This is a genomic window from Pseudoalteromonas sp. TB25, from assembly GCF_000497995.1.
Classification (GTDB): Bacteria; Pseudomonadota; Gammaproteobacteria; order Enterobacterales; family Alteromonadaceae; genus Pseudoalteromonas; species Pseudoalteromonas distincta.
On the sequence record NZ_AUTI01000267.1, the window covers coordinates 1 to 25419 of the forward strand.

A 25419-nucleotide genomic window follows, 5' to 3' on the forward strand; every position below is an offset into this window, starting at 1 on the left:
AAGCCATAAAATGCTCGGTCCAACAGGATTAGGTGTACTTTATGGTCGATATGAGCAATTAAATACCCTTGAGATTTACCAATCAGGTGGGGAAATGATCGATAAAGTGTACTTAACTCACAGTACTTATCGTCCTGCGCCTGCAAAATTTGAAACTGGAACACCAAATATCTCTGGAGTTTTAGGCTTTGGTGCCGCATTAGACTATTTAAATGAATTAGATCACGCAAAAATCCAGCAATATGAGCAAAAATTGTTTAGTTATGCAGCTCAAAAATTGGTAAAGGTTGATGGTATTACAATATATAGCAACCTATCTGACAATATTGGTACACTCTGCTTCAACTTAAATGATGAACATCCTTATGATTTGGCAACTTTACTTGACGGTTACGGGGTTGCAGTAAGGAGTGGACACCATTGTACACAGCCATTAATGACACATTTAGGGCTTAATGGAACGCTAAGAGCGAGCTTTTGTTTTTATAATACCTATGAAGATGTAGATATATTCATTGATTCACTTAAAAAATGTATCGCTTTACTGGACTAAACGTCACTTTAATAGAATTAATTAGGATAACTCATGACAAATACGTTTAACAAAGTCACAGAATCTATAAAAAATGCGCCCGCTTGGCAGCAAAAATATCGTGAGATAATGCTTTTAGGAAAAACTTTACCTGTTTTAGCTGATGTTTTGAAGACTGATGATGCACTTGTACCAGGCTGTGAAAGCAAAGTATGGATGTTTGTTGAATTTGATTTAACAGAAAATACACTTGTTGTAATTGGTGACTCAGATACACGTATAGTAAAAGGATTATTAGCCATTATTTTAGCGCTTTACAATGGCCTCACACCAGAGCAAGTAGTGAATAAAAATGCGTATGAAGAATTTGAAAAGCTCGGCCTTATAAGCCACTTAAGCGCATCACGTGGTAATGGTATTAAAGCCATGGTTGATAAAATACAAACCATGGCACAACAAAAGCTTAGTTAGCAAAAACTAAGCTTGCGAGCGTTGTTTTTTATCTAGATATTTACGCACCGCTTTTGCCGCAACAAAAAAGCCAAAGCTTCCTGTGATCATAGTCACAGATCCAAAACCATTATTACAATCCATATTCATCGAGCCATCAGCACTTTGCTTTGCATGACATACGCTGCCATCGCTTCCTGGGTAAACCAATTGCTCTGTTGAGTAAACACAATCAATATTAAATTTACGTTTAGGATTATTACTAAAATTATATTGCTTACGCAAAATATAACGTACTTTTGCAAGCAATGGGTCTTGCGTAGTTTTGGCTACATCACCAAACGTTATTTGGCTAGGATCTGTTTGCCCGCCAGCACCACCAGTTGTAATTATAGGTAGTTTATTACGTTTACAGTGAGCAATTAATGCTGCTTTTTCTTTAACTGCATCAATACAATCAATTACATAATCAAAACCTTGAATATGCTCTTGAATATTATCAAGCGTAATAAAGTCATCTATTACATTAATTTGGCACTCTGGATTAATAAGCTCGCAGCGCGCTTTCATTGCATCTACTTTAGCTTGACCAATAGTGCCCGTTAACGCATGAATTTGTCTATTGACGTTAGTCGCGCAAATATCATCCAAATCAATCAATGTTATTTTACCAACACCAGTACGTGCAAGTGCTTCTGCTGTCCAGCTCCCTACACCACCAATCCCTACTACACAAAAATGTGCTTCTTGAAGCCAATCAAACTGTTGATGACCATATAAACGTTTAATACCACCAAAACGTATATCTGTAACTTTTTCGCTCATTTACCAATCCAGTTGCCATGGCGATTGCCATGCTTGAAAATCTTGATGTTTAATTAACGCCAAATACTCATCACCATTATCGGGTAATAAAGTTAGCTGTATTTGTTCACCTAGCCATAAAAAGCTCAATGCATATGCATGTAAATGGGTACGATTTGATGGCGTGCCTGAATACATTGCATCGCCTAAAATAGCAGAGCCAATACTTTTTAGTGCCACTCTTAATTGATGCGTCTTTCCTGAATAAGGCTTTAAAATATACCCTCTAAATCCTGGCTTATAACTTAGCGAATAAAATCGGGTGATTGCAGGGTTAAGCTTACTCGTTAGTAACTTAAACGAGCCACGGCGAGATTTAGCCATATCGCCTTTAATCCAACCTTGCTTCTTTTTTGGTTTAGCGTCACTAATCGCTAAATAAAATTTAGCAATCGCATGCTCAGTAAACATAACAGTAAAGCTGGCCGCAGCGGCTTTGTTTCGCGCTAAAATAATCAGCCCTGATGTCACTTTATCTAAACGATGAACGGCATAAAGCTTTTGCGCTAATTGTTGTTCGGCTAACACAACAAAGCCGGGGCCCTCTTCCGAATGAAAATTAAGACCCGCTGGCTTTTCTAAAATATAAAAATCGTTATGTGTAAAAACGATTTTTAATATTTTACTTACTTGTTCACTCACGCGCTTGTACTTTTAATATGCCCTATCACTTTCGCTAAGTCATCGGGCGTATCGACACCTGCATGAGGGGCTATTTGAGCTTGTTCTATTTTGATTTTATAACCATGATACAACACACGTAACTGCTCAAGCGATTCAAGTAGCTCAAGTGGCGATACGCTCAATTCTATATATTGTTTAATAAAACCCGCTCTGTACGCATAAATACCTACGTGGCGCTGAAATGGCGCTAAATTAAGAGCACTGCTGTCATTCATCATTGTGCTTCTATCAAACGGAATACTTGCACGAGAAAAATACAGCGCATTTTTATTTATATCGCTAACCACTTTAACGGCATTAGGATTAAATACTTCATCACGCTCTTCAATAGCAACACTTAACGTTGCCATTGGTGCTGTTGAATCACTTAATAGTGCAGCAACTTGAGATACGTTTTCTGGCGCAAGTAAGGGCTCATCGCCTTGTACATTAACCACAATTGTATTGCTGTCGAGATCAAGTAAATCAACTACTTCGGCTAAACGCTCAGTACCCGATTGGTGATCTTCGCGAGTCATTACAACATCACTAGTAAATAAACTTACTGCATCAAACACTTTTTGATGATCGGTTGCTATAACCACTTTACTTGCACCTGATAAACATGCTTTTTCGTAAACATGTTGAACCATTGGCTTACCGCAAATATCAGCAAGCGGCTTACCAGGTAGTCGGGTTGATGCAAAACGTGCAGGAATTACAACTACGAATTCCACTTTTCAACCTCTTCTAAAGATAACTCACGTGCTTCGTTTTCAAGCAATACTGGAATATCATCTTGAACGGGGTAAGCAAGCTTAGCTGCAGTACTAATTAGTTCGTTGTTTTCTCTATCAAAGCGTAATTTACCCTTACAAACTGGGCAGGCAATTATCTCGAGTAATTTTGTATCAAAGGCCATTGAGTATTCCTTTTTCTTTTAATAATGAATTTAATGTGTTTATTACGCTATCGGAAGGCTCTGCATCTACAGGTAAATAATACCAATTAGGTTTTGCAAAGGACTTACATTTAACCGCGTCTTTTTCGGTCATTATAATGCAATCATCACCAAACTGAATAAAATCATCTGCTGTATAAGCATAATGATCTCTAAAATGATGAGTCGACAATAGCTTAATATTTTGTGCTTCTAATGAGTTTTCAAACCGTTTAGGGTTCCCAATTGCACTTATTGCATGCGCCTCGCTTACGTTACTTTTTGCATCATCACTTGAATTAACTAAGCGAAGGTTACTTACTTGCAGCACGTAGCTATTATTAGCCTCACCGCCATTTTCAATTACTATATCAACACTTTGTAAGCGTTTAGTTGTTTCGCGTAGTGGCCCTGCGGGCATAACAAAACCATTACCAAAGCGGCGTTCACTATCAACAATACAACACTCAATGCTACGAGGCATTTTATAATGCTGCATCCCATCATCAGAAATAATGACATCTAGCGTATAATTTTTTTCTAATAAATCGATATTGTGTTGTCTATTAGGGCCAACTGCTATTGGGCACTTTAAACGATGGTATAAAAGTACAGGCTCATCTCCAGCCTGTTGGGCGTCAACAACTGAAGTGACTAACAGCGGGTAATTATCTGATTGCCCACCATAACCTCTACTAATAATACCCACTGATAAACCTTGCTGTGTTAAATGACTATACAGCCACAAAACAAAAGGCGTTTTACCATTACCGCCAACGCTTATATTGCCAACTACAATTACAGGCGTTTTGCACTCAAAAGATTTAAGTATTTTAGCGCTGTATAAGTATTTTCGAAATGACGATACAACCCAAAACAAAGCACTTAATGGTAATAACAGTAAAGTAATTAGACCAAATGGTTTATACCAGCTTTGCTCTATTTTGCTCACGCCTGATCACCAAACTGCATTTTGCAAAGTGCTGAATAAGTACCGTCATTTGCTAATAAGCTACTATGATCGCCACTTTCTATCACACGACCGTTATCAATAACATAAATTCTGTCACTGTTTTCAATAGTAGATAAGCGATGTGCTATAACAATAGAGGTTTTATCTTTCATTAGCGTTTCTAACGCTTGCTGAATAAGCTTTTCTGATTCGGTATCAAGTGCTGATGTTGCCTCATCTAAAATCAAAATAGGTGCATCTTTTAATATTGCACGCGCTATCGCTATTCGCTGGCGTTGGCCACCGGAGAGCATTACGCCATTTTCACCTACCATGGTGTTTAATTGCTCTGGCAAGTCTTTAACAAACTCCCAAACGTGCGCTTGTTTAGCAACTTGCTCTAACTCTGCAACAGACACATCGTGCTTTATGCCATAACAAATATTATTGGCAATCGTATCGTTAAATAACACAACTTGCTGAGACACTAAAGCAAATTGGCGACGCAGATCAGTTAATTTATAGTCCTGCAGTGCTATGCCATCAAGTAAAATTTCACTCGGTAGTTCTAAATCATAATAGCGGGGTAACAAGTTAGAAATTGTTGACTTACCAGAGCCTGAGCGCCCTACTAAGGCAATACTTTCACCCGNAATCGTTAGCGACAAATCGTTTAATACGGCTTCATCTTTAGTTGGGTACTTAAAGGTTACGTTCTTAACTTCAATTAAACCTTTAACTTTATCAACCGAAACAGTGCCTGTATCTTTTTCCATTTCTTCGTCTAAAACTAAAAATATACTTTGCGCTGCAGAGATACCACGTTGCATATCACTATTCACATTGGCAAGTTGTTTTAGCGGACGTAATAACATCATCATTGAGGCAATTAATGCCATGAAGTCACCAGATGTAATCGTATCAATCATTGATGGCAACGACACCGCCCACAAAATAACTGCCATGGCACTTGCCGCTAAAATTTGAATTATAGACACACTAAGCGCTTTAGTTGCGTCCATTTTGATACGTTGCTGACGATTATGATTATTAATTTTCGAGAAGTGATTAATCTCTTGATCTTGACCACCAAAACCATGAATAACTTTATGTCCGCTCAGCATTTGTTCTGAGCTACGGGTAACTTGCCCCATGGCAGATTGAATGTTTTTAGAAATGTGGCGAAAACGTTTAGAGACGACGGCGACAATAATAGCAACAAGTGGGATGATCACTAAAAATATCAGTGATAGTTGCCAACTGGTATAGAACATTACCGCAAGTAAAAATACAACAAATGCCCCTTCACGTACAACTATTAGCAAGGCTTTAGTAATCGCTTGTTGAACTTGTTCTGTATCAAATGTGATTTTTGAAATTAAATCCCCCGTTGAGTTTTTGTCATGAAAAGAAACGGGTAAGTGCAATATGTGCTCAAATAACTCTTGGCGTAAAGAGCGTACAACTTGGGAGCCTACATAACTTAAGCAGTAAGAAGACATAAAGTTAAAAACACCACGCCCTAGAACTAACGCGATAACGACAAAAGGAGCGTACTTTAAAACTTCTGTATTACGCTGGTTCAAACCTTGATCAATAAACGGCTTCATTAATTGAATAAATAAAGCATCCATTGCTGAATAGCCTATCATCCCAATAATTGCGACAAATGCGACGCTTTTGTAGGTGCCAACATACGAGACAAGACGTTTATAAATTTGTGTAGTACTTTGATCCATAACACTCTCTAAATACAGTAACAATCTGTATTGTATCCTCCGATGAGATAAAACTAAACGTCAATCTTTGATAAACCAATAACTTTCCTGCCCTCTTGCTGTTTCTATGACCAAATTGTTTGAGTAGAATTTAATACTAATTTGTCCTTCAACGCCTGTTGTAAATTGCTCGGCGCTTATTGCTTTGTAACGCTCGACGACAACGGGCTTGGGAAATTCCCACTGTCCTTTATAAGCACTTGAATGAATCACAACTATAGGAGCTACATCACTAATAAAATTAACACTTGAGGATGTATCACTGCCATGATGCGGGCTTAACATGACTGTACTTTTCAACGATGTATTATTAGCTAATAATGAGGCTTCACGGGATTTTGATATATCACCTGTAAATAACACACTATAAGTATTACTCGATACTCTAACAACGCATGAATCGTCGTTTTCATTTCCATACCCTATAGTGCTAAAGCTTTCTACTCTTAAACCGACAAAATCAACACTTTGGACTTCACACACATTAAGTGTATTTTCAGGATGAAATTGCTTTAATGTTTCCCCAAATCCAGCTTCAATAAAATGCTGTATTCCTCCAGCGTGATCGCTGTCTTCATGACTTAGAATCGCTGTTTTTACTGTGAAATTATTTGCTTTTATATAAGGCAATAAAATACTTCGCGTACGGCTAAAACGATTAAAATAACTTGGACCAAAATCATAGATAAGCACTTGGTTATCTTTTTCAATTAATGCCATGAGACCATGCCCAACATCAAACACATGAAGTTGCCAGTTAGGCTTTTCTTTTAGAAGATTATTCAATAAAAGTACTGTTAAAGGAATGAAAGAGAACAATTTATAGGGGAGGAAGTAAATCATCAACATAGTAATATAGGTAAAAATGACGAATATTAACTCGATTCTTCCTGTTGTCAGCCATCTTAACGACTCGGGTATTTCATAAAGTAATTTAAATAACGCATATAACCCTGTATCAAACAAATGTATTAAATTACCTATATCTAAAAAAGTACTCAGTAATGTAAAAACAATCAAAAATGGCAAAATAATGATGGAAAGAAACGGTATCGCAATTAAGTTAATGACTAGGCCCGCAATACTTACGCCATTAAAAAAATAAAGTGAAAGTGGTAATAAACCGATAAACAATGCTACTTGAATAACAAATAACGCAATAATTTTGTTTTTGATTCGTGTATTTAATATTGGTAATTTATTAATAACAGTAAAAATTATAGCGACCGCTAAAAATGAAAAATACAGACCTGGATTAAGTAAATTAAATGGGTTAACAGCAAGCACTATTACCAAGGCAAATAAAATACTCCGCCATCGCAGCGGCTGCTTAGCAAGAAAATAAAGTAACAAATAACAACCCAGCATAATTAGTGCTCGCGTTGCTGATACTAAAAAGTCACTTAAATATACGTAAACTAATGCAGCTATAAAACCGAACGAACTGTAGTAAAGTGTAAGGTTAAATGATTGACCAATTGAAAAGTTTATTTTCGTACAGATAAATCGAATGAATAAATAACCAAAGCTAAAAATCAAACCAATATGTAAACCCGATATAGCCAGTAAATGACTTAACCCAAGTGATTGCATTAATTGTTTATCTGTATAGCTCATTAACGATTTATCACCACTGAGTAATGCATAATAGAGCCACTGCAATCTTGTATTTGTATAGGTATTTTTAATGAAGTTTTGATAATCTAGTACGATGCTTTGTTTATCGCTGTGTATTATATTAAGCTCTTTATTGAGAACTTTGCCTTTAAATAATATTCTATTTATAAATGCATAACGTTCAGTATCAAACACATTAAAATTTTTATTACTGCGAAAATATTTTAAATGGATTAATGCAGAGAATTCATCCCCGACTGTAAAAGGCTGTGCAGAATTAACACTGAGCATTGCTTTGGGTGCTCTAAAATTCGAAAAGCTACTCCCGTCTAATGCCACTATTTTGGCTTTGATATACTGAGGTTTTTTATCAGAAATAACCTCTTCAACAACTAATGTAGAATCAAGTGCATACTTTTCGTTCGATTTTGGTATTTCAAAACTATAAAAAAGGTAGAAATGCATACCAACAAAGCAAATTGCACAAATAAAGCCTAACAATACGTTTAAAAACGGCTTAAAATAAGCGCTCACTATTACAATGAAAATTGTGAAGACTGTAAATTCGAGAGTTTGATAATAAAACACGGTTGCTACACAGCCAATTACAAACCCAAGACTTATCCACACTGATGTAAATGGTTGCTTTAAATGGCTAAAAAAACGATCCAAAGATTTTTACCTGATCCAAATAAAATTAGACATCATAAATCACTAAAAATATTTGGACGACTTTTGCAAGACGCAAATCTTTGGCATTTAAATAGACGTTCAGCTCGAGGGGCCTTCGCGGTCGGGTTATTTTTTGCTTTCATCCCTGTTCCTTTTCAAATGGTTTTAGCCGCAGCAGGTGCTATATTATTTAGGGTTAATTTACCCATATCAGTTGCTTTAGTATGGCTTACGAATCCATTAACCATGCCACCTATCTTTTATGGCTCATACTTAGTGGGTACGTTAATACTTAATCAGCCAGAACAACACTTTGTATTTGAAGCAAGTTGGTCTTGGTTTTTAGAAAGTATAGAAACAATTGGTCCTGCATTTTTATTAGGTTCATTAGTATGTGCTTCTATTGCATCAATTATAGGATATTTTGGTATCGATATTATTTGGCGCCGCTCTGTGAAAAAAGCATGGTTATCACGAAATAATTAGTGGCGTTAAAGCTAAATAATCGCTGCAATCCTAATCTAATAAAATATTATAGACGAAAAAAAACCAACTTTATCAAGTTGGTTTTTTTATAATCAATAAACTTTAAAAGCGAAATACACGCCTTAAGCCAACCAGTGGTAATAACAATAATGTATACCAAGGGAAGCTAGCAGAGTTACGCTCATAAACTTCAGCTTCTACTGGAGCACAGCTTTCTACTTCACCATTTGCAATTGGCGTTAGTTTAACTGCTATTGCAATACTCTCATATTCAATTTCACCATTAATATCAGTTACTACACCGCCTAATGAATCTAGCTTTTCAACTGTTTTAGTCGCAGTACCAAATATTTCATTATTTTCGTTGATAGCAGTCGCTTCAACCATAGTATAAGCGTAATCAGTTTCACCGTCGGTGTCATAACAAGGCAGTAAATCGTTTAGATTAGTGATTTTGTCTTCACCAATTTTGTAAATAAAGGCCTCTTTGAGTCGCGAGCTATCAGAAACACCCACTTCCCCTTCACCTACAATATAACCTTGGTTGTTTATATCGTTACCGTAAGAACTTGAGCTTGAAAAGTAATCAGTAGGGAAAACCGTACTACCCGTTGCTATATCATGGTAAAAGAATTTATTACGAAGAGTGCCTTCAATACGCTTAGTTGCATAACCTGTAATTACATCGTTATCATTAATAGCAATTGATTTACCAGACTGCCAGTCATCTTCTTGATTAATAAAATCAACAACCGCACCGTCTTTAAAATAAACTGGCATTGTAAGAATTGTATCGTCATTTTTGTAATAACGTGTATTCGATGATCCTACAATTGTCCCGTTGTTGTTCACTGCTAAAGCAGTACTTGTAAATGCATCATCTTCCGCTTCACCTTCATCAGGTGTCAGTGCCATACCAAGCTCTTCAACAGACGTGATATTAAGTGATTCATCAAGTTCCCATTTAACAGCGCGCTTATTAAATAAGCCTCGTGTAATATTTGTATTTAACAAGTTGATACATACTGACGTAGGTTCGTCTTCATTATCACAGTTATCATCAATATTATCTTGTCTGTCATCTGGAATGCTTGTAGACATATTACCTACAACGGTATAACCACTGTTAGTTTTAATAATATCGTTGGCACGACTTGTACCACCGTATTCATTAAACTCAGGCTCTAACTCAACACTTACACTGCCATCAGCGCTTATTACAATCCCACGCTCTATAAATTCATGAGTAAACCATGTTTCTGCATCATCTTCACCATCAGGTGTAAAAGATACTTTATCGTATGGGGCACTACCCCAACCAACTGTAACGCCATCTTCACTTACTGCATTTAAAAGATTGACAGTAGAACGAGTTAATCCATCATAATCAACAGAAGCTATATCAAAAATCGGTTGTTCAGTAATCTCTGATTCGTTAAATTTAATCCCAACTAAAGAACTCATTTTTTGATATTCAAAGTTAGACGGAATTCCTAAATTCGAATTTGCCAAAAAACTAACCATAAAAGCATGAGCATCAGGATTAGTGCTTACGGCATCATTATTTTCAATGTCATCAAGTGTGAAAGTAATTTCTTTATCACTTAATTCATATGCTGCTTCTGTGCTGTCGTAAGCACTTTCAATAACATTTTCAGTAAAATCTATATAGCTGGTATCAATAGGTAAATTGTATAAACCATTTGCGAAACCAATAATATGCCCGCTTTCGCTTACATCTGTTACATAAGAATATTTAGCGTCTTCAAGAGTCCCTAATTCACTTAACTGGTACGTCGCACTTGTGGCTGAAGTGCTTAATGTCGCTAAAATACTGGCAGCGAGTAATTTATATTTCATTTTAGTCCTTACTACTGATTCTGTAATTCTTCAAGTTCTTCCCAGCGCTCAAGGGCAGCTTCAAGGTCAGACTCAAGTTGTGCTAAATGGTTCAATGCTTTAGTTGTTACATCACTCTCTTGTTTAAAAAAGTTTGCGTCACTCACTACAGCTTGTTGAGCTTCAATTTCAGCTTCTAGTTTTTCCATTTTATTCGGTAGTTGCTCTAATTCAAGTTTTAATTTGTAAGAGAGTTTATTTGTCTTAGCTGCTGGTTTTGCAGCTGGAGCGGCTACTTTTTCAACTTTTTTTACTGGTTGTTGCTGAATTTTTTTTTCTTGTTCAGCTAAGTAACCTACATAAGCTTCATAGTCGCTATAACCACCGACGATATCTGTTACTTTACCATTGCCTTCAAATGCCCATACACTAGAACATGTATTATCAATAAATTCTCGGTCATGGCTTACAATCAGCACTGTACCTTGATATTGATTAATAATGTCCTCTAGTAACTCTAACGTTTCAATGTCCAAGTCATTCGTTGGCTCATCGAGAACAAGTATATTAGATGGTTTTAAAAACAGTTTAGCTAATAGCAGTCTATTTTTTTCACCACCAGAGAGTGCTTTAACCGGGGTTCGAGCGCGTGCTGGAGGGAATAAAAAGTCTTGCAGGTAACCTAAAACATGGCGTGAACGACCGCCCATCATCACTTCTTGTTTACCTTCGGCAACGTTATCTTGAACAGTTGCTTCTTCGTCAAGTTTTTCACGGTATTGGTCAAAGTAAGCAAACTCTAAATTAACACCTTGCTTAGTAATACCACTATCAGGTTTTAAATCACCAAACATTAGTTTTAATAGTGTTGTTTTACCAATACCATTTGGGCCTACTAGGCCAATTCTGTCGCCACGCATTACAAGTGTCGAAAAATCATCAGCAATAACTTTGTCTTTAAATGCATGGCAAAGGTTCTTAGCTTCAAATACCAACTTACCTGAGCGATCAGCTGTTTCAATATTAAAGTCAGTTTTTCCAACTTGATCAACACGTTGCTTGCGCTCATTACGTAGCTGTTTTAGCTCTCGAACGCGCCCTTCGTTACGCGTTCTTCGCGCTTTAACACCTTGGCGAATCCACGTTTCTTCTTCAGCTAAACGCTTATCAAACAATGCATTTTGCGCTTCTTCTACTTTTAAATCATGCGCTTTTTGCTCTAGATAAGTCGCGTAATCACCTGGGTACGAAATAAGTTTACCGCGATCTAAATCTAAAATACGCGTAGCAACAGCGCGAATAAACGCACGGTCATGCGATATAAATACAATGCCGCCTTTAAATTCTTTTAAAAACTGTTCAAGCCACATTACACTAGCCATATCTAAATGGTTTGTTGGCTCATCTAGTAATAATAAGTCAGGCTCACTTACAAGTGCACGCGCAAGTGCTACTTTACGTAACCAGCCACCAGAAAGGGACTCAAGTTTAGCCTCTGGTGTTAATTCTAATTGTGTCAAAACTAATTGAATTCGGCTATCAAAACGCCAACCATCAGCGGCTTCAAGTTGGTTTGATAAACGTTCAAGTTTATTTAATAACTTATCAGTACATTGTGTTTGCAGTTCGTTGCTAACATGATGAAAATCAATGAGTAGGTTAGCGATTTCCGGCATACCCTGCGCAACGTAATCAAATACTGTTCCGCTTGCACCTTTTGGTGGATCTTGCTCTAAACGAGAAATTCGAATGCCACCAAGCTGATTTATTTCACCGTCATCTAAAACAACTTGTCCATCAAGTACTTTTAATAACGTTGACTTACCCGCGCCATTTCGACCAACTACACACACTCTTTCGCCACTTTCTATAACGGCGTCTGCTTTGTTAAGCAAAGCATGTGTACCAAAAGCAAGTTGTGCTTTTAAAATTCTTATTAAATCCATAGTTCTTATTTGCTCTTATTCTGCTTGTGCTAAAAATTCGCGCACAGAGTGTAAAGTAAAAGGCCAATATAATTTCTCGCCTTTTTCACTTTTTAATACAGGAATAGTAATTTGATACTCAGCAATAAGCTGCTCATCAGTCATAATATCGATTAGTAATAACTCACTGTTGTCATTTAGTACATCAGTGATAAGTTGCTCAGCCTGTTCGCACAAGTGGCAACCATCAGTATGATATAAAATCCATTTAGCCATGCGTAATTAGCCAGCTATTATGGATTTTTTTATTACGTTTGAAGTCTGGTGATAGCGTTTTATCTGAGATATTAACGGCTTTTAAACCTAAACCAATCAGGCCAACTTCATCCATTACAAAACCACGTTTGTTATTAGAGAAAATCAAAGTACCTGATGGACTTAAGATCTTTTTAACCCACGTTAATAATTTAATGTGATCACTTTGCACATCAAACGCGTCTTTCATACGTTTTGAGTTTGAGAACGTTGGAGGGTCTAAAAATATCAAATCATATTGTGCTGTCGCATGCTCTAACCACTTTAAACAATCTGCTTGTTCAAAACGGTAACGTGTATTACTGATATTGTTTAAATCGAAGTTATCTTGGCCCCATTTTAAATAGGTTTTAGATAAATCAACTGTTGTAATTGCTTTAGCGCCACCAAGTGCAGCATGCACAGAGGCTGTACCTGTGTATGCAAACAAGTTTAAAAAGCGCTTATCTTTCGCATTTTCTTGAATATAACGACGCATTAAACGGTGATCTAAAAACAAACCTGTGTCTAAGTAGTCAAATAAATTAACTTTAAACTTAGCACCAAACTCTTCAACTACCATAGTGCGGTTTTGTTTAGACATGGCCGTATACTGCTCTTCGCCCTTTTGCTTTTTACGCACTTTTACAGCAATATTTTCAGGTGAGATATCAAGTTGTTGCGAAGTCAATGTTATTACGTCTTGCAGGCGTTTTTCTGATGTTTTTTCATCAATTTCTTTAGGCGCTGCATATTCAAAAATAACCGCAGAGTCACCGTAAATATCTACAGCAACATTGTACTCAGGGATATCCGCTTCATAAACTCGATAAGCGTCTACTTTATTTTGTTTAAGCCAGTTTTTTAAGCCTTGCTTATTCTTTTTCAATCTATTTGCGAATGACGTAGAGCATTCAAAATTAAGCGCTTTTTTATCATCGGTGGTCAAACTTACTTGCTTATCATCTAATTGATATAAGTTAAGTTCAACATCAAGTGGGCCATTTTTAAACTTATAACGCTTAAGACGCACAAGTTTTAAAAGTTTAAATAAGCTCTCGTCCATACCTAGTAAGGCAAGTTTCCAATGATTAAAGTGCTTTTTAAAGCCAACACCTAAATTACGGTGTAAATCAACAAGCTCAGCCATAGAACCAATACGCTCACCATAAGGTAAGTTTGAAATTACAACACCCGGTAATTTTGCAACAGCAGTAAGTTTAGTTGCATCACTTTGCTTAAACTTAATAACATCATCAAGCTCAGCACGTTTGGCATTATCAATCGCTTTATTTAAAACTTGTTCATCGTAATCGTGGCCAATTAACCACAATTTAGGATCGGTAATGTTAGCAAGTAACTCTTCTTTAAGTTCTTTAAACTTAGCGGCTCTAAAACTGGGTAAACGCTCAAAAGCAAAGCCTTCACGAAATAATCCCGGTGCTTCGTTTCGTGCCATGCCAGCCGCTTCGATTAAAATAGTACCCGCACCACAACATGGATCGAATAAAGGTTGTTTTACATTATCAAGCCAACCACTTCGTTTAATTAATGCAGCAGCTAAATGTTCTTTAATTGGTGCTTTACCTTGACCTTGACGGTAACCACGTTCAGACAAACGAGGGCCCGAATAATCAATATACATAGAAACGCCGTAACGATTTAATCGTGCAACAACACGCACATTTGCATCTTGCTTATCAACGTTAGGACGCTGCTCGTATAAATCATTAAAGTAGTCAACAATCGCATCTTTTATTACAAGACCCGAAAATTGTGTGTTTTTTAATGAGTCATTGGTACCGTTGAAGTCGACAGCGAATGTTTGAGTTGGTCCAAACCACTCTTGCCAAGGTTGCGAGCGAGCAAAATTATACAGGCTATTCTTATCATCTACGCCTTCTTTTTCTTCAATAAGCATAAGCACACGCGTTGCAAAACGACTTGATAAACAAACCTTTTGCGCCAGTAATGAGTCAGCCTCAAAACGAACAGAACCAACAGTTTGCTTAGACACAGTTGCGCCAAGTTCTGTTAGTTCATCAACCAATAAATTTTCGATTCCGATAGAAGTAAGTGCGATAAATTGCAAAGTAATAACCCTTAATAGCTAATTGCGCAGGATTATAACATAGGTTGGGCGACAAACACGCCATAAAGACACGCTTAAGACTTAAATTTGGTTAGGCGGTTTGACTTTGATATTGCTGATTTAGGATGGGGTGTACTCGATTATTCAAAATACGGATTACTTCAAATTGCGCTAAAGATAAATTTTCGTCTAATTTAAAGGTTTCGCTTAAATTTAAGCAAATAGATGCATCAGGGCAATGCTCTACAATTAAAAAATCGCCAGTCTGCGCTTTAGATATTAATTTAACTATTGCTTCTACACTTGGCTCTGTTCCAGTGTATTCTTCAAAAAACCAGCTTTTTGATAAAACGGGTTTTAAGTGATACTTAACAGCGGTTGCATTTAGCGATATTTGACAAATTTGAGCAGCAGACCACAATTCAAACCCATCTAAATAGTTATAAACTTGTTCATAAAATGCAGCATCTTCTAAACTAAAACGTGGATTTTTAAAAACAGAATCGGTGAGTTGTCTTAACTTATAGGGCGTACATAATTGCATGTCGTCATTTAAATCAAGTAATAAACGATTTTTATTAGGACAAGTAATCCACTGCCATTGCTTTGATGCTTGTAACATTTACTCCTCCTTGGGTATGTTGAATAATTATTGCTCACAGTATAACCGCTTTTGACCACTTTTAAAATGCTTGCTTAGAACATTTATCGAACGATCAAAAGCTTAGATAACTGATCCTTATAAGCCGTTAACGATCGACTTTACCAATTGTGGACCTTTGTAGATGAACCCAGTATAAACCTGGACTAAATTTGCGCCTGCATCGAACTTTTCTTTTGCAGATTGCGCATCATCTATTCCGCCAACTCCGATGATTGGTAATTTACCTTGTGTTAAGCGTTTCAATTCACTCACAACCTCTGTAGAACGCATTCTAACAGGGTGACCTGATAAACCGCCGGCTTCTTCTGCATATTGCTGGCCCATAACTGCAGCTCGCTCAAGCGTGGTGTTGGTGGCAATTACACCATCGATTTTATTATTTAAAAGTGATTCACTTACTTGTTGAATTTGAATTTGATCTAGATCCGGTGCAATTTTTACAAGCATAGGCACTTGTTTATTGTGCTTTGCAACTAAATCTAACTGTTCGTTTTTAAGACTCTGCAGTAAATCATCAAGTGCAGCGCCATATTGCAAATCACGCAAGCCAGGTGTATTTGGTGATGAAATATTTACCGTAATGTATGAGGCATGCTCAAACACTTTACGCATACAATGAATATAGTCATCTTTACCTTGTTCATTTGGCGTATCTTTATTTTTACCAATATTAATACCGAGTATGCCGCTGTATTTTGCTGCTTTTACATTTGAAACTAAGTTATCAACGCCTTTATTATTAAAACCCATACGGTTAATAATAGCGTTTGATTCTGGCAACCTAAAAATACGAGGTTTATCATTACCCGCTTGAGCACGCGGCGTAATAGTGCCAACTTCAATAAAACCAAAGCCCATTTGGCTGAATGCATCAATACATTCCGCATTTTTATCAAGGCCAGCTGCTAGCCCTACAGGGTTTTTAAATTTCAGACCCAAAAAATCGACTGGCTTATCAGAAATATTTTGCGACCAAGCTAAATTTAAAGGGGTATTGGTAAAACGACGAAGATTATTAAGTGCAAACTCATGCGCCCACTCCGCATCACGGGTAAACATAAAACGGCGAGCTAAATCATAAAACATCAATATAATCCTCTTTTTAAATTTTAGACAAAAAAATACCTCAGACAAGGCTGAGGTATTGTATAACAATTTTAACAATCAGTTATTTATTTACTAAACAATTAACTGATTAAAGCTAAATTATTTTCCCGATGTATCACAATTGTGGCTTAACAACATAAGTTCACGAAGTGCAACCGAGAACTTAGCAAAGTCGTGACTTTGTGATGTTTTAAACTCAGCCAGCATTTGTTTCCAGCGTTGCAGTAATAAATCTTGGCTATCCATCCACTCGTCTATTTGACTATCAACATCGCTCTCATCACCTTCAAAGCTATTTAATACAACTTCAGATAACGTACGTTGCTGCCAATCAAGCTCTTCTCGATAAGACGAGCGAGCAAGTGCTTGCCAATGATTTGCTACTGGTTGCTTAGTTATTTGCTCTAAGAACCAATGCAGACCCATTCTTGCACCTAGTTTAAAGTAAGTATTGGACACCATCGAAATACTCTTACCTGAACTATTCGCAACTTCTGCTAAATCCATCACAGAGAATAAGCTTGATAAAGAAACAATACGATTAGCTATATCTGTTGGAACGCCCGCGTCAATTAACTTATTGGCCTCAATTACAATACGATCATTTTCTTTTTCAATCATATACGTATTTAAGTTATCGCTTAAATCTTTAAAGGTTGGCGCAAAGAATTCAATTCCTTGTTCAATCGTTTGTGACTTATTACGATGACGTAAGAACCAACGCGTTGCTCGGCGCACAGTACGACGAAGTTGGTAAAGCATTTCAGTTTGAACTGCTGCTGGTATTTTATTATCAAGTGCACTAATAGAAGACCATGTTTCACGCATTTCAAATATTTCGCTAGCAATTGAGTAACACATTGCTATCTCAGCTTCATTAGCACCGGTTTCTTCATGCATACGTACCATGAAGTTTAAACCCATATCGTTAACGATACTGTTAGCAAGTTTAGTTGCAATAATTTCTTTACGAAGTGGGTGGTTGTTCATCGCATCGTTAAACTTCTCACGCAATGGACGTGGGAATGACTTAACAAGCAATTGGCGATAGTAAGGGTTTTCAGTAATTTCATCACTTACTAAAGACTCTTTTAATACCATTTTTGCGTAAGACACTAGCACTGAAAGCTCAGGACGAGTTAAGTCTTTACCTGCAGCGGCGCGTTCTGCCAATTCTTCATCACTTGGAATAAATTCGATAGCACGGTTTAACTTGCCTTCTTTTTCAAGCGCATGAATAAAGCGAATCTTTTCTTTGAGCGTTGAAGTTCCTTTAGACTGCGTAATTGAAATAGTATGTGTTTGACGGTAACAGTCTTTTAATACTAATTCAGAAACTTCATCTGTCATTGAGTAAAGTAGCTCATCACGTTGTTTACGTGTTAGGTCACCTTCAGCGACTAAGCCATTAAGTAAAATCTTAATGTTAACTTCGTTATCTGAACAGGCAACACCCCCTACGTTATCAATGAAGTCAGTATTAACACGACCACCTTTAGCTGCAAATTCAACACGACCTAATTGCGTTGCACCTAAGTTACCGCCCTCACCTATTATTTTAGCGCCTAAATCTCTACCATTGATACGTAGTGCATCGTTTGCACGATCCCCTACATCGGCATCAGTTTCTTTAGAGTGTTTAATGTATGTACCAATACCGCCATTCCACAGTAAATCAAACTCCATCATTAATGAGGCTTTCATTAACTCATTTGGTGTCATACTAGCTTTTTTAGTGCCCAACATTTTTTTCATTTCTGGGCTAAGCGTAATTGATTTAGCTGCACGAGAGAACACACCGCCACCGGCAGAAATTAGCTCTTTATTGTAATCTTCCCAAGAAGAACGCGGCATATTAAATAAACGTTCGCGCTCAGGGTAAGATGTAGCAGCATCTGGATTAGGGTCAACAAAAATGTGCATATGGTTAAAGGCGACTTGTAGACGAATATGCTTAGATAACAGCATACCATTACCAAATACATCGCCTGCCATATCGCCAATTGCTACTACTGTAAAGTCGGTAGTTTGACAATCAATATCCATTTCACGGAAATGTCGTTTAACTGACTCCCATGCGCCTTTTGCTGTGATACCCATTTTCTTATGGTCATAACCAACCGAGCCACCAGATGCAAATGCATCACCTAGCCAGAAATTGTATTCGTTAGCAATGCCATTTGCGATATCAGAGAAAGTAGCAGTTCCTTTATCCGCTGCAACTACTAGGTAAGCATCATCTTCATCGTGACGAACAACATCGCGCGCTGGTACTATTTCACCACGCTCAATATTATCAGTAATATCTAAAAGACCACGGATAAAGATTTTATAACACTCTTGGCCTTCTTTAATAAACGCTTCACGCTCAGTCGGTAGTTGTTTACATACAAAGCCACCTTTAGAACCTACAGGTACGATTACAGTATTTTTAACTTGTTGTGCTTTAACTAAGCCAAGTACTTCAGTACGGAAGTCTTCACGACGATCTGACCAACGCAGACCACCACGTGCTACTTTGCCGTAACGTAAATGCACACCTTCTACGCGCGGAGAATAAACAAAAATTTCAAACGCAGGTAAAGGAAGTGGTACATCAGGAATTAAGCTAGGTTGTATTTTAAACGACACATAAGACTTAAACTGTCCGGCATCGTCTTTTTGGAAATAGTTAGTACGCAGCGTCGCAACAATCATATCAACGTATAAACGTATAATACGGTCATCATCAAGGTTTGCTACATTTTCAAGCTCTAAATAAATTTGCGTGCTTAGCTTTTCAAGTGTTTTAGCACTTGCAGGGCTTTTAACTGAGAACTTTTTAGCAAACAAGTTAACAATTTGCGCTGCGATATTTGGATAATTTGCAAATGTACTTTCTATGTAACTTTGTGAGAACGTTACACCAATTTGACGCATGTATTTAGCGTACGCACGTAAAATAGAGGCTTCGCGGCCTGTTAGACCACCCATTAACACTAAACGGTTAAAACCATCGTTTTCAAGGCGGTTGCCCCAAACATTTGTTAATGCAGCACGAAAACGTGCTGAAATTTTATCAAAATCCGCCATCCCTTTGCTGTCAATAAGCATCGAGAAGTCCATGATCCAGTTGATACGACCATCGCTAGTTTTAACTGAGTATGGTGTTTCACCAACAACGCGAAGGCCAAAGTTTTCAAGCATTGGCATAACATCAGATAAGTGAATCGGCTCATCTTTATGGAATAAGCTTAATCGTACAATATTGCTGTTTGCTTCTTCTTGAGGACGGTAAAACAACATTTCTAGTTTGTTTTCATCGCTAAGTAGTTCTAACTTTTCAATATCAACAACCGCAGCACTTGGAAGCACTTCATCTTTGTATGAGCGTGCAAACGCATTACAGTATTTACGATTTAAATCGTTACCACGAGCTTCACCCGCAGACTCTAAAAGTGCAGATTGAAGTTTATCTTCCCACGTACGTGCAGCTTCTACTAAATTGTTTTCGATGTCTTTCACGTTATATTCGATCTTGTTGTCGGTCACACGAACGGTGTAATGAGTACGCGCCAGTGTTGACTCAGAGAAATAAGTAGTAAATTCAACTTTATCGTCAGAATTAAATGCATTAGCTAATATATCTTGCGTTTCACGACGAAGAGCCGTGTTATAACGCTCGCGAGGTACATAAACCATACAAGATAAAAAACGACCATACGCATCTTTACGTACAAACAAGCGACACATATCGCGCTCTTGTACTTGTAACACACCCATAGCAACTTCAAGTAGCTCACCTTCGCGCGCTTGAACTAGCTCATCACGTGGGTAGGTTTCTAAAATATTTAAAACAGCTTTGTAAGCGTGAGTACCTTTAGCAAAATCACACATTTCCATAATGCGATTAATTTTACTTTTTAACACAGGTACATCAGTAGCACTGTTATTGTAAAAGCTTGATGAAAATAAACCGATAAAGCGGTCTTCACCAATTACATTGCCTTCATCGTCAAAACGCTTAATGCCTACATAATCGATGTAAGCTGGACGATGAACACGAGAAACAGAGTTAGTTTTTGTTAAAATCAGTAGGTTGCTGCTACGAGCTTCTTGACGTGCAACTTCAGGTAATTCTGATAATAAGCGAGTGTGTTCTTCAGTCGAGTTTTTCATCAAGCCTAGGCTTGTATCCATTTTACCTTTTAGTTGGTAATCACCTTGAACTGGGCTTAACTCATATTCACGGTAACCCATTAGAGTAAAATTATCTTTAGCTAACCAATCTAAAAACTCAGTTGTTTCTGAAACTTCATCTTTACTTTTATTATGATGACGTTTAGGTAACTCTTTAGTCACTGCAATCAATTTTTTACGGATTGGTTGCCAATCATCAACAGCAACTGATACATCAACAAGCACAGACTCTAATTCTTTTTTGAAAGACTCAATCACAGAAGAATCTGTTTGACGGTCAATTTCAATAAAAAATACTGTTTTAGTAGATGAAGATTCTTGCTCTGCTTTTAAATTTGATAATCCAGAAATTTTAGCGTTTTCATCACGCTTAATTTTTAATGGGCAGTGAAGTAATAAGTGAGAGGCGATATTTTCACGAGTCATGGCCATACGAACAGAATCAACTAAGAACGGCATATCTTTAGTGATAATTTCAACGATTGTATGTGATGACTGCCAGCCATCTTTTGCCACTTCTGGATTGAAAACGCGGATAACAGCGTCGTCAGTAGTATTTTTTTCTAGCGAGTTCCAAAGGCTTAATGCTGCGCCATATAGGTCACTATCGTTGCGGTTTGCCAAATCCTCTTTAGACATATTGCTGTACAAGGCTTTGGCGAATTTCTCAACGAGTAACACATTATCAGCGCGAACTTTTTTCTGGATCAGCTTACAGACATTATCTAGGATAACCGAGGCTTGGCCTTCATTTCGTGTCATTGTATGTTCCTTAATCTATTACTGCTAAAAGCAGAATATTTGTACAGCGTATTATTAGCGTGGAGTCAGTTAAATTCTAACCCTTTTACAGCTAATAAACAGCCTTTTCGATGAAAACATTTTAAGCATTTCAGCTATTTGGTCATCTATTCACAAAATATAGATATAAATGGCCATTACTGGCCATTTAGGAGCAAAAGTATTCACATTATTTTTTCTGGTCAGTCCAGAGAAGGCTACCAATTGCGGGTAATAACAACACTGCACCTAACATATTCACTAAAAACATGAAGGTTAATAGTATACCCATATCAACTTGGAATTTAAGATCTGAGAATATCCAAGTGCTCACACCAATAGCTAATGTAATACCAGTAAATAGAACCGCGCTGCCACGCTCAACAAGCGCATTTCGATAAGCAACACTAAGCGGTACGTTTTGCTTAAGCTGCCCCATCATCGACGACAGTATATAAATACCGTAATCAACACCAATACCTACACCTAATGCAATTACAGGTAAAGTAGAAACTGTTAAGCCTATTTCCAGCTGTACCATAAGTGCTTGGGCAAGGGTTGATACAATATAAAGCGGTAATACCACGGCTACTGTTGCTTTTACGCTTCTAAAGCTCATTAAACATAAAATAATAACGGCACCATAAACGTAAAGCATCATGGGTATTTGTGCTTCTGATACAGACTCATTAGTAGCTGCCATTACGCCCACAGGTCCTGACGCTAATTTAAATGCTAGTTTTTCAGTGCCCTCTTCTTGGGCAAATTGCTTAACACTCTTAATTACGGTATCGATAGTTTGTGCTTTATGATCATCTAAGAATATAATCACTGGCATAACTGAACAATCACCGTTAAGTAAGCCTGTACTAGTTTCAACTCGAGACGTTGACTGTACTAAGCTTGCTGAATTTCGTGGCAAACTCTGCCATTTTAAATTGCCTTCGTTGTAGCCCGCGTTAACCGATTGAGCTACAGAGCTCAAACTTACAGCAGACTGCACACCGGCCACATTCTCAACTTTGTATTGAAAACGGCTTATACGCTCCATCACATCATGCTCAGTACATGCTGCAGGATACGCCTCTACAATTACTTTTAAAATATCAGACGAGATAGTGTACTTATCCGAAATTAAAAACGTGTCTTGGTTATAACGGGCATCTTGATGCAGAGATGGCGCGCCTGCGTGTAAGTCACCTATACGCATTTTATCTGCTTGCCAGTATCCTAGAGCAAATAAAACAAGGGTAAAACCGATAATCATTTTAGCGATTTTAGGATCGGTTGCTTTTACTAAAATGTCTCTGATCTTATCAAGTATATTAGGCTTCTCAGCATCACCAGATTGAATATGTACACTGTTTTCAAAGTTCATGTACGACGCCCAAACTGGCAGCAAAATTAAATTTGTAAATATAATTACTGCTACACCTAAACTCGCTGTAATAGCAAGTTCGCGAATAATACCAATATCAATAGTAAGTAATGTTAAAAAGCCTACGGTATCTGAAAGCAGTGCAATACCACCAGGTATTAATAAAGCCCTGAAACTTGACTGACAACAAATTCGCGTACTTTTTCCTTCACCTACTGTTTTGCCAATAGCATTAATCATCTGCACACCATGGCTTACACCTATAGCAAAGACTAAAAACGGCACCAAAATAGACATAGGGTCTAGTCCAAACCCTAAACTTGAAAGCAGGCCTAATTGCCAAATAACGGCAATAATAGAACACGCGATAGGCAAAATAGTTAGCTTTAAACTGCCACAAAATAGCCAAACCATAATAAAGGTAAAGGCGATAGCAATGGCAAAAAATACGACTACCCCTTTTGCGCCTTCAGCTATATCACCAGCCATTTTTGCAAAGCCAATAATATGAATACTTACTTTGTCTGTACTTAAAGGCTCTCTTAAATCACTTTCTAGTTTTTGTGCAAAAGCTAATGTGTCTAATTTTTGTTGTGTTTGGGGATCTGTTTCTAAAAGTTGAGCCGTTACCATTGCACACGAATAATCGCTGGCAATCATACGTCCTACAACTTTTGCTTTTTCAATGTTTTCCTTTACTACACCTAAACCACGCTTATCTGCTTTAAAGTTAGCAGGAATAATTGGGCCACCGGCAAAGCCATCCTCCACTACTTCAACAAAACGAGCACTGGGTGAAAATATTGAGTTAACTAATGGACGATTTACGCCAGGAATGAAATAAAGCTGATCGTGAACCGCTTTTAATTGGGTAAAGAACTCTGGATTAAATATATCACCACTGTCATCACACACCGAAATCAAAATACTGTTTGCACCACCAAACTGCTTTTCATGCTTGGTATACACTTTCATATAATCGTGGTTTAACGGGATATTTTTATTAAACGATGCATCTAATTGAATTTGAGTCGCTTTGAATACAAGTAAACAGGTTATAAGTGCAAAACTTATAAGCATAATTAAGCGATGTCTAAAAATCGCCTTTTCAATAAAATCGAGTAGTTTATGCATTAAGGGGTTAACTCCTTCACTTTAATGCCATCTTCTGTAGCCATGATCAGCCTGTTATCTAAAATTACACCATCAAGAATCGCTTTACCGTCAGCAAGCTGCTCATGGGTGAGTAACCCATCTTGAAGATGAAAAATAACGCCACTGTTGGCAAGCATAAGCCATTGTTTGTTATTATAATTAATGATGTTGTTGATCGTCGCAGTTTTTACATTTTCGAAATGCTGCCACTGCTGTTCACCATTTTGCTTTGCAAAAACATTACCTCGAAGCCCTGCCACAATTTCTTGTGTGCTATCTGATGCAACTGCAAAGAATGACCCAGGATAAATTTCTTCTATCCTTTGCCAAGTTTGACCATCATCAATGCTTCTGGCCATCAAGCCCATCTCACCAACCAGCATTAAACCATTATCTGTTTTTTCGATTCGATTAAAGTGCGGTAAAATTGAAGCAGTTTCGGCTTCGTATCCTTCGGGGTCATTTTCTTTTAAATCGTTTAAGTAATCACGATCATCACTAAAAAGTAGCGAATCTAAAAAGCGCTTTTGCCAATGTTTACCACCGTCGGTGGTTTGATAAAACATACCATAGGCGCCCACTGCAAAACCTTTTAAATCATCTTCAAATAGGATATCAAGGCAGGGTTTATCTAGTTCTGGTTTAACTTGTTGTAACTGCCAATTAATACCACCATCGGTAGTATTAATAATGGTGGCATCGTGTCCACATGCCCAGCCATTATTTTCATCACTAAAGTCAACAGCTGTTAATAGCACTTGAGTCGGTACAAGTTCAGCTTGTTGCCATTTATTACCAGTGTCACTTTTAATAACGGTACCATGCTTGCCTACTGCAATTAGCCCGTTACCTGTGTTTGTTATATCAGTAAGTAGGGTTTTATCTGCTTTAATTGCACTGATTGCATTTTCAGGAGCATCCTGAGCAACACTCGCACCACTTATGATCAGGCTGGCATATACTAAATACTTCATAAATTTTAATCGCCTTGAACGAGAGAATTGTTTGTCTTTATATACTGAGGAAAGCGTTGCGCGATTTGGTATAAGACA

19 protein-coding genes are annotated in these 25419 nt (G+C 37.4%); 3 read left to right on the plus strand and 16 right to left on the minus strand.

Going from position 1 to position 25419, the window contains the following annotated elements; translation table 11 throughout:
* Both L652_RS0108695 and L652_RS0108700 read left to right on the plus strand, forming a co-directional pair.
* Positions 1-553: aminotransferase class V-fold PLP-dependent enzyme (locus L652_RS0108695; protein ID WP_024594543.1), on the plus strand; the 553-nt coding region annotated here is incomplete at its 5' end.
* A gap of 33 nt (positions 554-586) precedes the next feature.
* The gene (locus L652_RS0108700) at positions 587-1003 is read left to right on the plus strand and encodes a SufE family protein (protein ID WP_007586879.1); all 417 of its coding nucleotides are present in this window, start codon (positions 587-589) and stop codon (positions 1001-1003) included.
* A 6-nt stretch (positions 1004-1009) separates the two neighbouring features.
* Here L652_RS0108700 and tcdA read toward each other — a convergent pair whose 3' ends face one another.
* The 7 genes from tcdA to L652_RS0108735 all read right to left on the minus strand — a co-directional run bounded on the left by tcdA (position 1010) and on the right by L652_RS0108735 (position 8468).
* On the minus strand, positions 1010-1807 hold the full coding sequence (gene tcdA, locus L652_RS0108705) for a tRNA cyclic N6-threonylcarbamoyladenosine(37) synthase TcdA (protein ID WP_024603405.1): 798 nt from the start codon (positions 1805-1807) through the stop codon (positions 1010-1012).
* Positions 1808-2488, minus strand: coding sequence for a TIGR01621 family pseudouridine synthase (locus L652_RS0108710; protein WP_024594727.1), 681 nt, complete (start codon positions 2486-2488; stop codon positions 1808-1810).
* Positions 2485-3246, minus strand: a complete 762-nt coding sequence (gene kdsB, locus L652_RS0108715) for a 3-deoxy-manno-octulosonate cytidylyltransferase (protein ID WP_024594728.1) — start codon at positions 3244-3246, stop codon at positions 2485-2487. The genes L652_RS0108710 and kdsB overlap by 4 nt, the downstream gene beginning before the upstream one ends.
* A complete protein-coding gene (locus L652_RS0108720; protein ID WP_002961789.1) occupies positions 3234-3431 on the minus strand; it encodes a Trm112 family protein in 198 nt (65 codons plus the stop codon). The genes kdsB and L652_RS0108720 overlap by 13 nt, the downstream gene beginning before the upstream one ends.
* Positions 3421-4401 carry a tetraacyldisaccharide 4'-kinase gene (gene lpxK / locus L652_RS0108725; protein ID WP_024594729.1) on the minus strand — a complete coding sequence of 327 codons (981 nt, stop codon included), beginning with the start codon at positions 4399-4401 and terminating at the stop codon, positions 3421-3423. Before lpxK ends, L652_RS0108720 begins: the two co-directional genes overlap by 11 nt.
* Positions 4398-6140 carry a lipid A export permease/ATP-binding protein MsbA gene (gene msbA, locus L652_RS0108730; RefSeq protein ID WP_024603406.1) on the minus strand — a complete coding sequence of 581 codons (1743 nt, stop codon included), beginning with the start codon at positions 6138-6140 and terminating at the stop codon, positions 4398-4400. Before msbA ends, lpxK begins: the two co-directional genes overlap by 4 nt.
* A gap of 60 nt (positions 6141-6200) precedes the next feature.
* A complete protein-coding gene (locus L652_RS0108735) occupies positions 6201-8468 on the minus strand; it encodes a DNA internalization-related competence protein ComEC/Rec2 (protein ID WP_024595570.1) in 2268 nt (755 codons plus the stop codon).
* On the opposite strand from L652_RS0108735, the gene L652_RS0108740 reads away from it, so the two are divergent.
* On the plus strand, positions 8448-8954 hold the full coding sequence (locus L652_RS0108740; RefSeq protein WP_024595571.1) for a DUF2062 domain-containing protein: 507 nt from the start codon (positions 8448-8450) through the stop codon (positions 8952-8954). The genes L652_RS0108735 and L652_RS0108740 overlap by 21 nt on opposite strands.
* 102 nt (positions 8955-9056) lie before the next feature.
* On the opposite strand, the gene L652_RS0108745 is transcribed toward L652_RS0108740, so the two are convergent.
* From L652_RS0108745 to L652_RS0108785, 9 genes are all read right to left on the minus strand, one after another.
* Positions 9057-10814 carry a DUF3466 family protein gene (locus L652_RS0108745; protein ID WP_024595572.1) on the minus strand — a complete coding sequence of 586 codons (1758 nt, stop codon included), beginning with the start codon at positions 10812-10814 and terminating at the stop codon, positions 9057-9059.
* Positions 10815-10825: 11 nt separating this feature from the next.
* The gene (locus L652_RS0108750) at positions 10826-12739 is read right to left on the minus strand and encodes an ABC transporter ATP-binding protein (RefSeq protein WP_024595573.1); all 1914 of its coding nucleotides are present in this window, start codon (positions 12737-12739) and stop codon (positions 10826-10828) included.
* A 15-nt stretch (positions 12740-12754) separates the two neighbouring features.
* On the minus strand, positions 12755-12994 hold the full coding sequence (locus L652_RS0108755) for a glutaredoxin family protein (RefSeq protein ID WP_002961779.1): 240 nt from the start codon (positions 12992-12994) through the stop codon (positions 12755-12757).
* The gene (gene rlmKL / locus L652_RS0108760) at positions 12987-15104 is read right to left on the minus strand and encodes a bifunctional 23S rRNA (guanine(2069)-N(7))-methyltransferase RlmK/23S rRNA (guanine(2445)-N(2))-methyltransferase RlmL (protein WP_024595574.1); all 2118 of its coding nucleotides are present in this window, start codon (positions 15102-15104) and stop codon (positions 12987-12989) included. The genes L652_RS0108755 and rlmKL overlap by 8 nt, the downstream gene beginning before the upstream one ends.
* Before the next feature lie 91 nt (positions 15105-15195).
* Entirely contained in the window at positions 15196-15726 is a 531-nt protein-coding gene (locus tag L652_RS0108765; RefSeq protein ID WP_002961896.1) for a cell division protein ZapC, read from the minus strand.
* A gap of 117 nt (positions 15727-15843) precedes the next feature.
* Complete coding sequence (gene pyrD / locus L652_RS0108770) at positions 15844-16854, minus strand: quinone-dependent dihydroorotate dehydrogenase (RefSeq protein WP_024595575.1); 1011 nt, start codon at positions 16852-16854, stop codon at positions 15844-15846.
* Between the two features lie 120 nt (positions 16855-16974).
* Positions 16975-21816 (minus strand): NAD-glutamate dehydrogenase, encoded by a 4842-nt coding sequence (locus L652_RS0108775; protein WP_002961899.1) that lies wholly within the window; start codon positions 21814-21816, stop codon positions 16975-16977.
* A gap of 208 nt (positions 21817-22024) precedes the next feature.
* Positions 22025-24346 carry an MMPL family transporter gene (locus L652_RS0108780; RefSeq protein WP_024595576.1) on the minus strand — a complete coding sequence of 774 codons (2322 nt, stop codon included), beginning with the start codon at positions 24344-24346 and terminating at the stop codon, positions 22025-22027.
* Positions 24346-25341: a YCF48-related protein gene (locus L652_RS0108785; protein ID WP_024595577.1), complete on the minus strand. Its 996-nt coding sequence runs from the start codon at positions 25339-25341 to the stop codon at positions 24346-24348. The genes L652_RS0108780 and L652_RS0108785 overlap by 1 nt, the downstream gene beginning before the upstream one ends.
* Positions 25342-25419 lie beyond the last annotated feature (78 nt).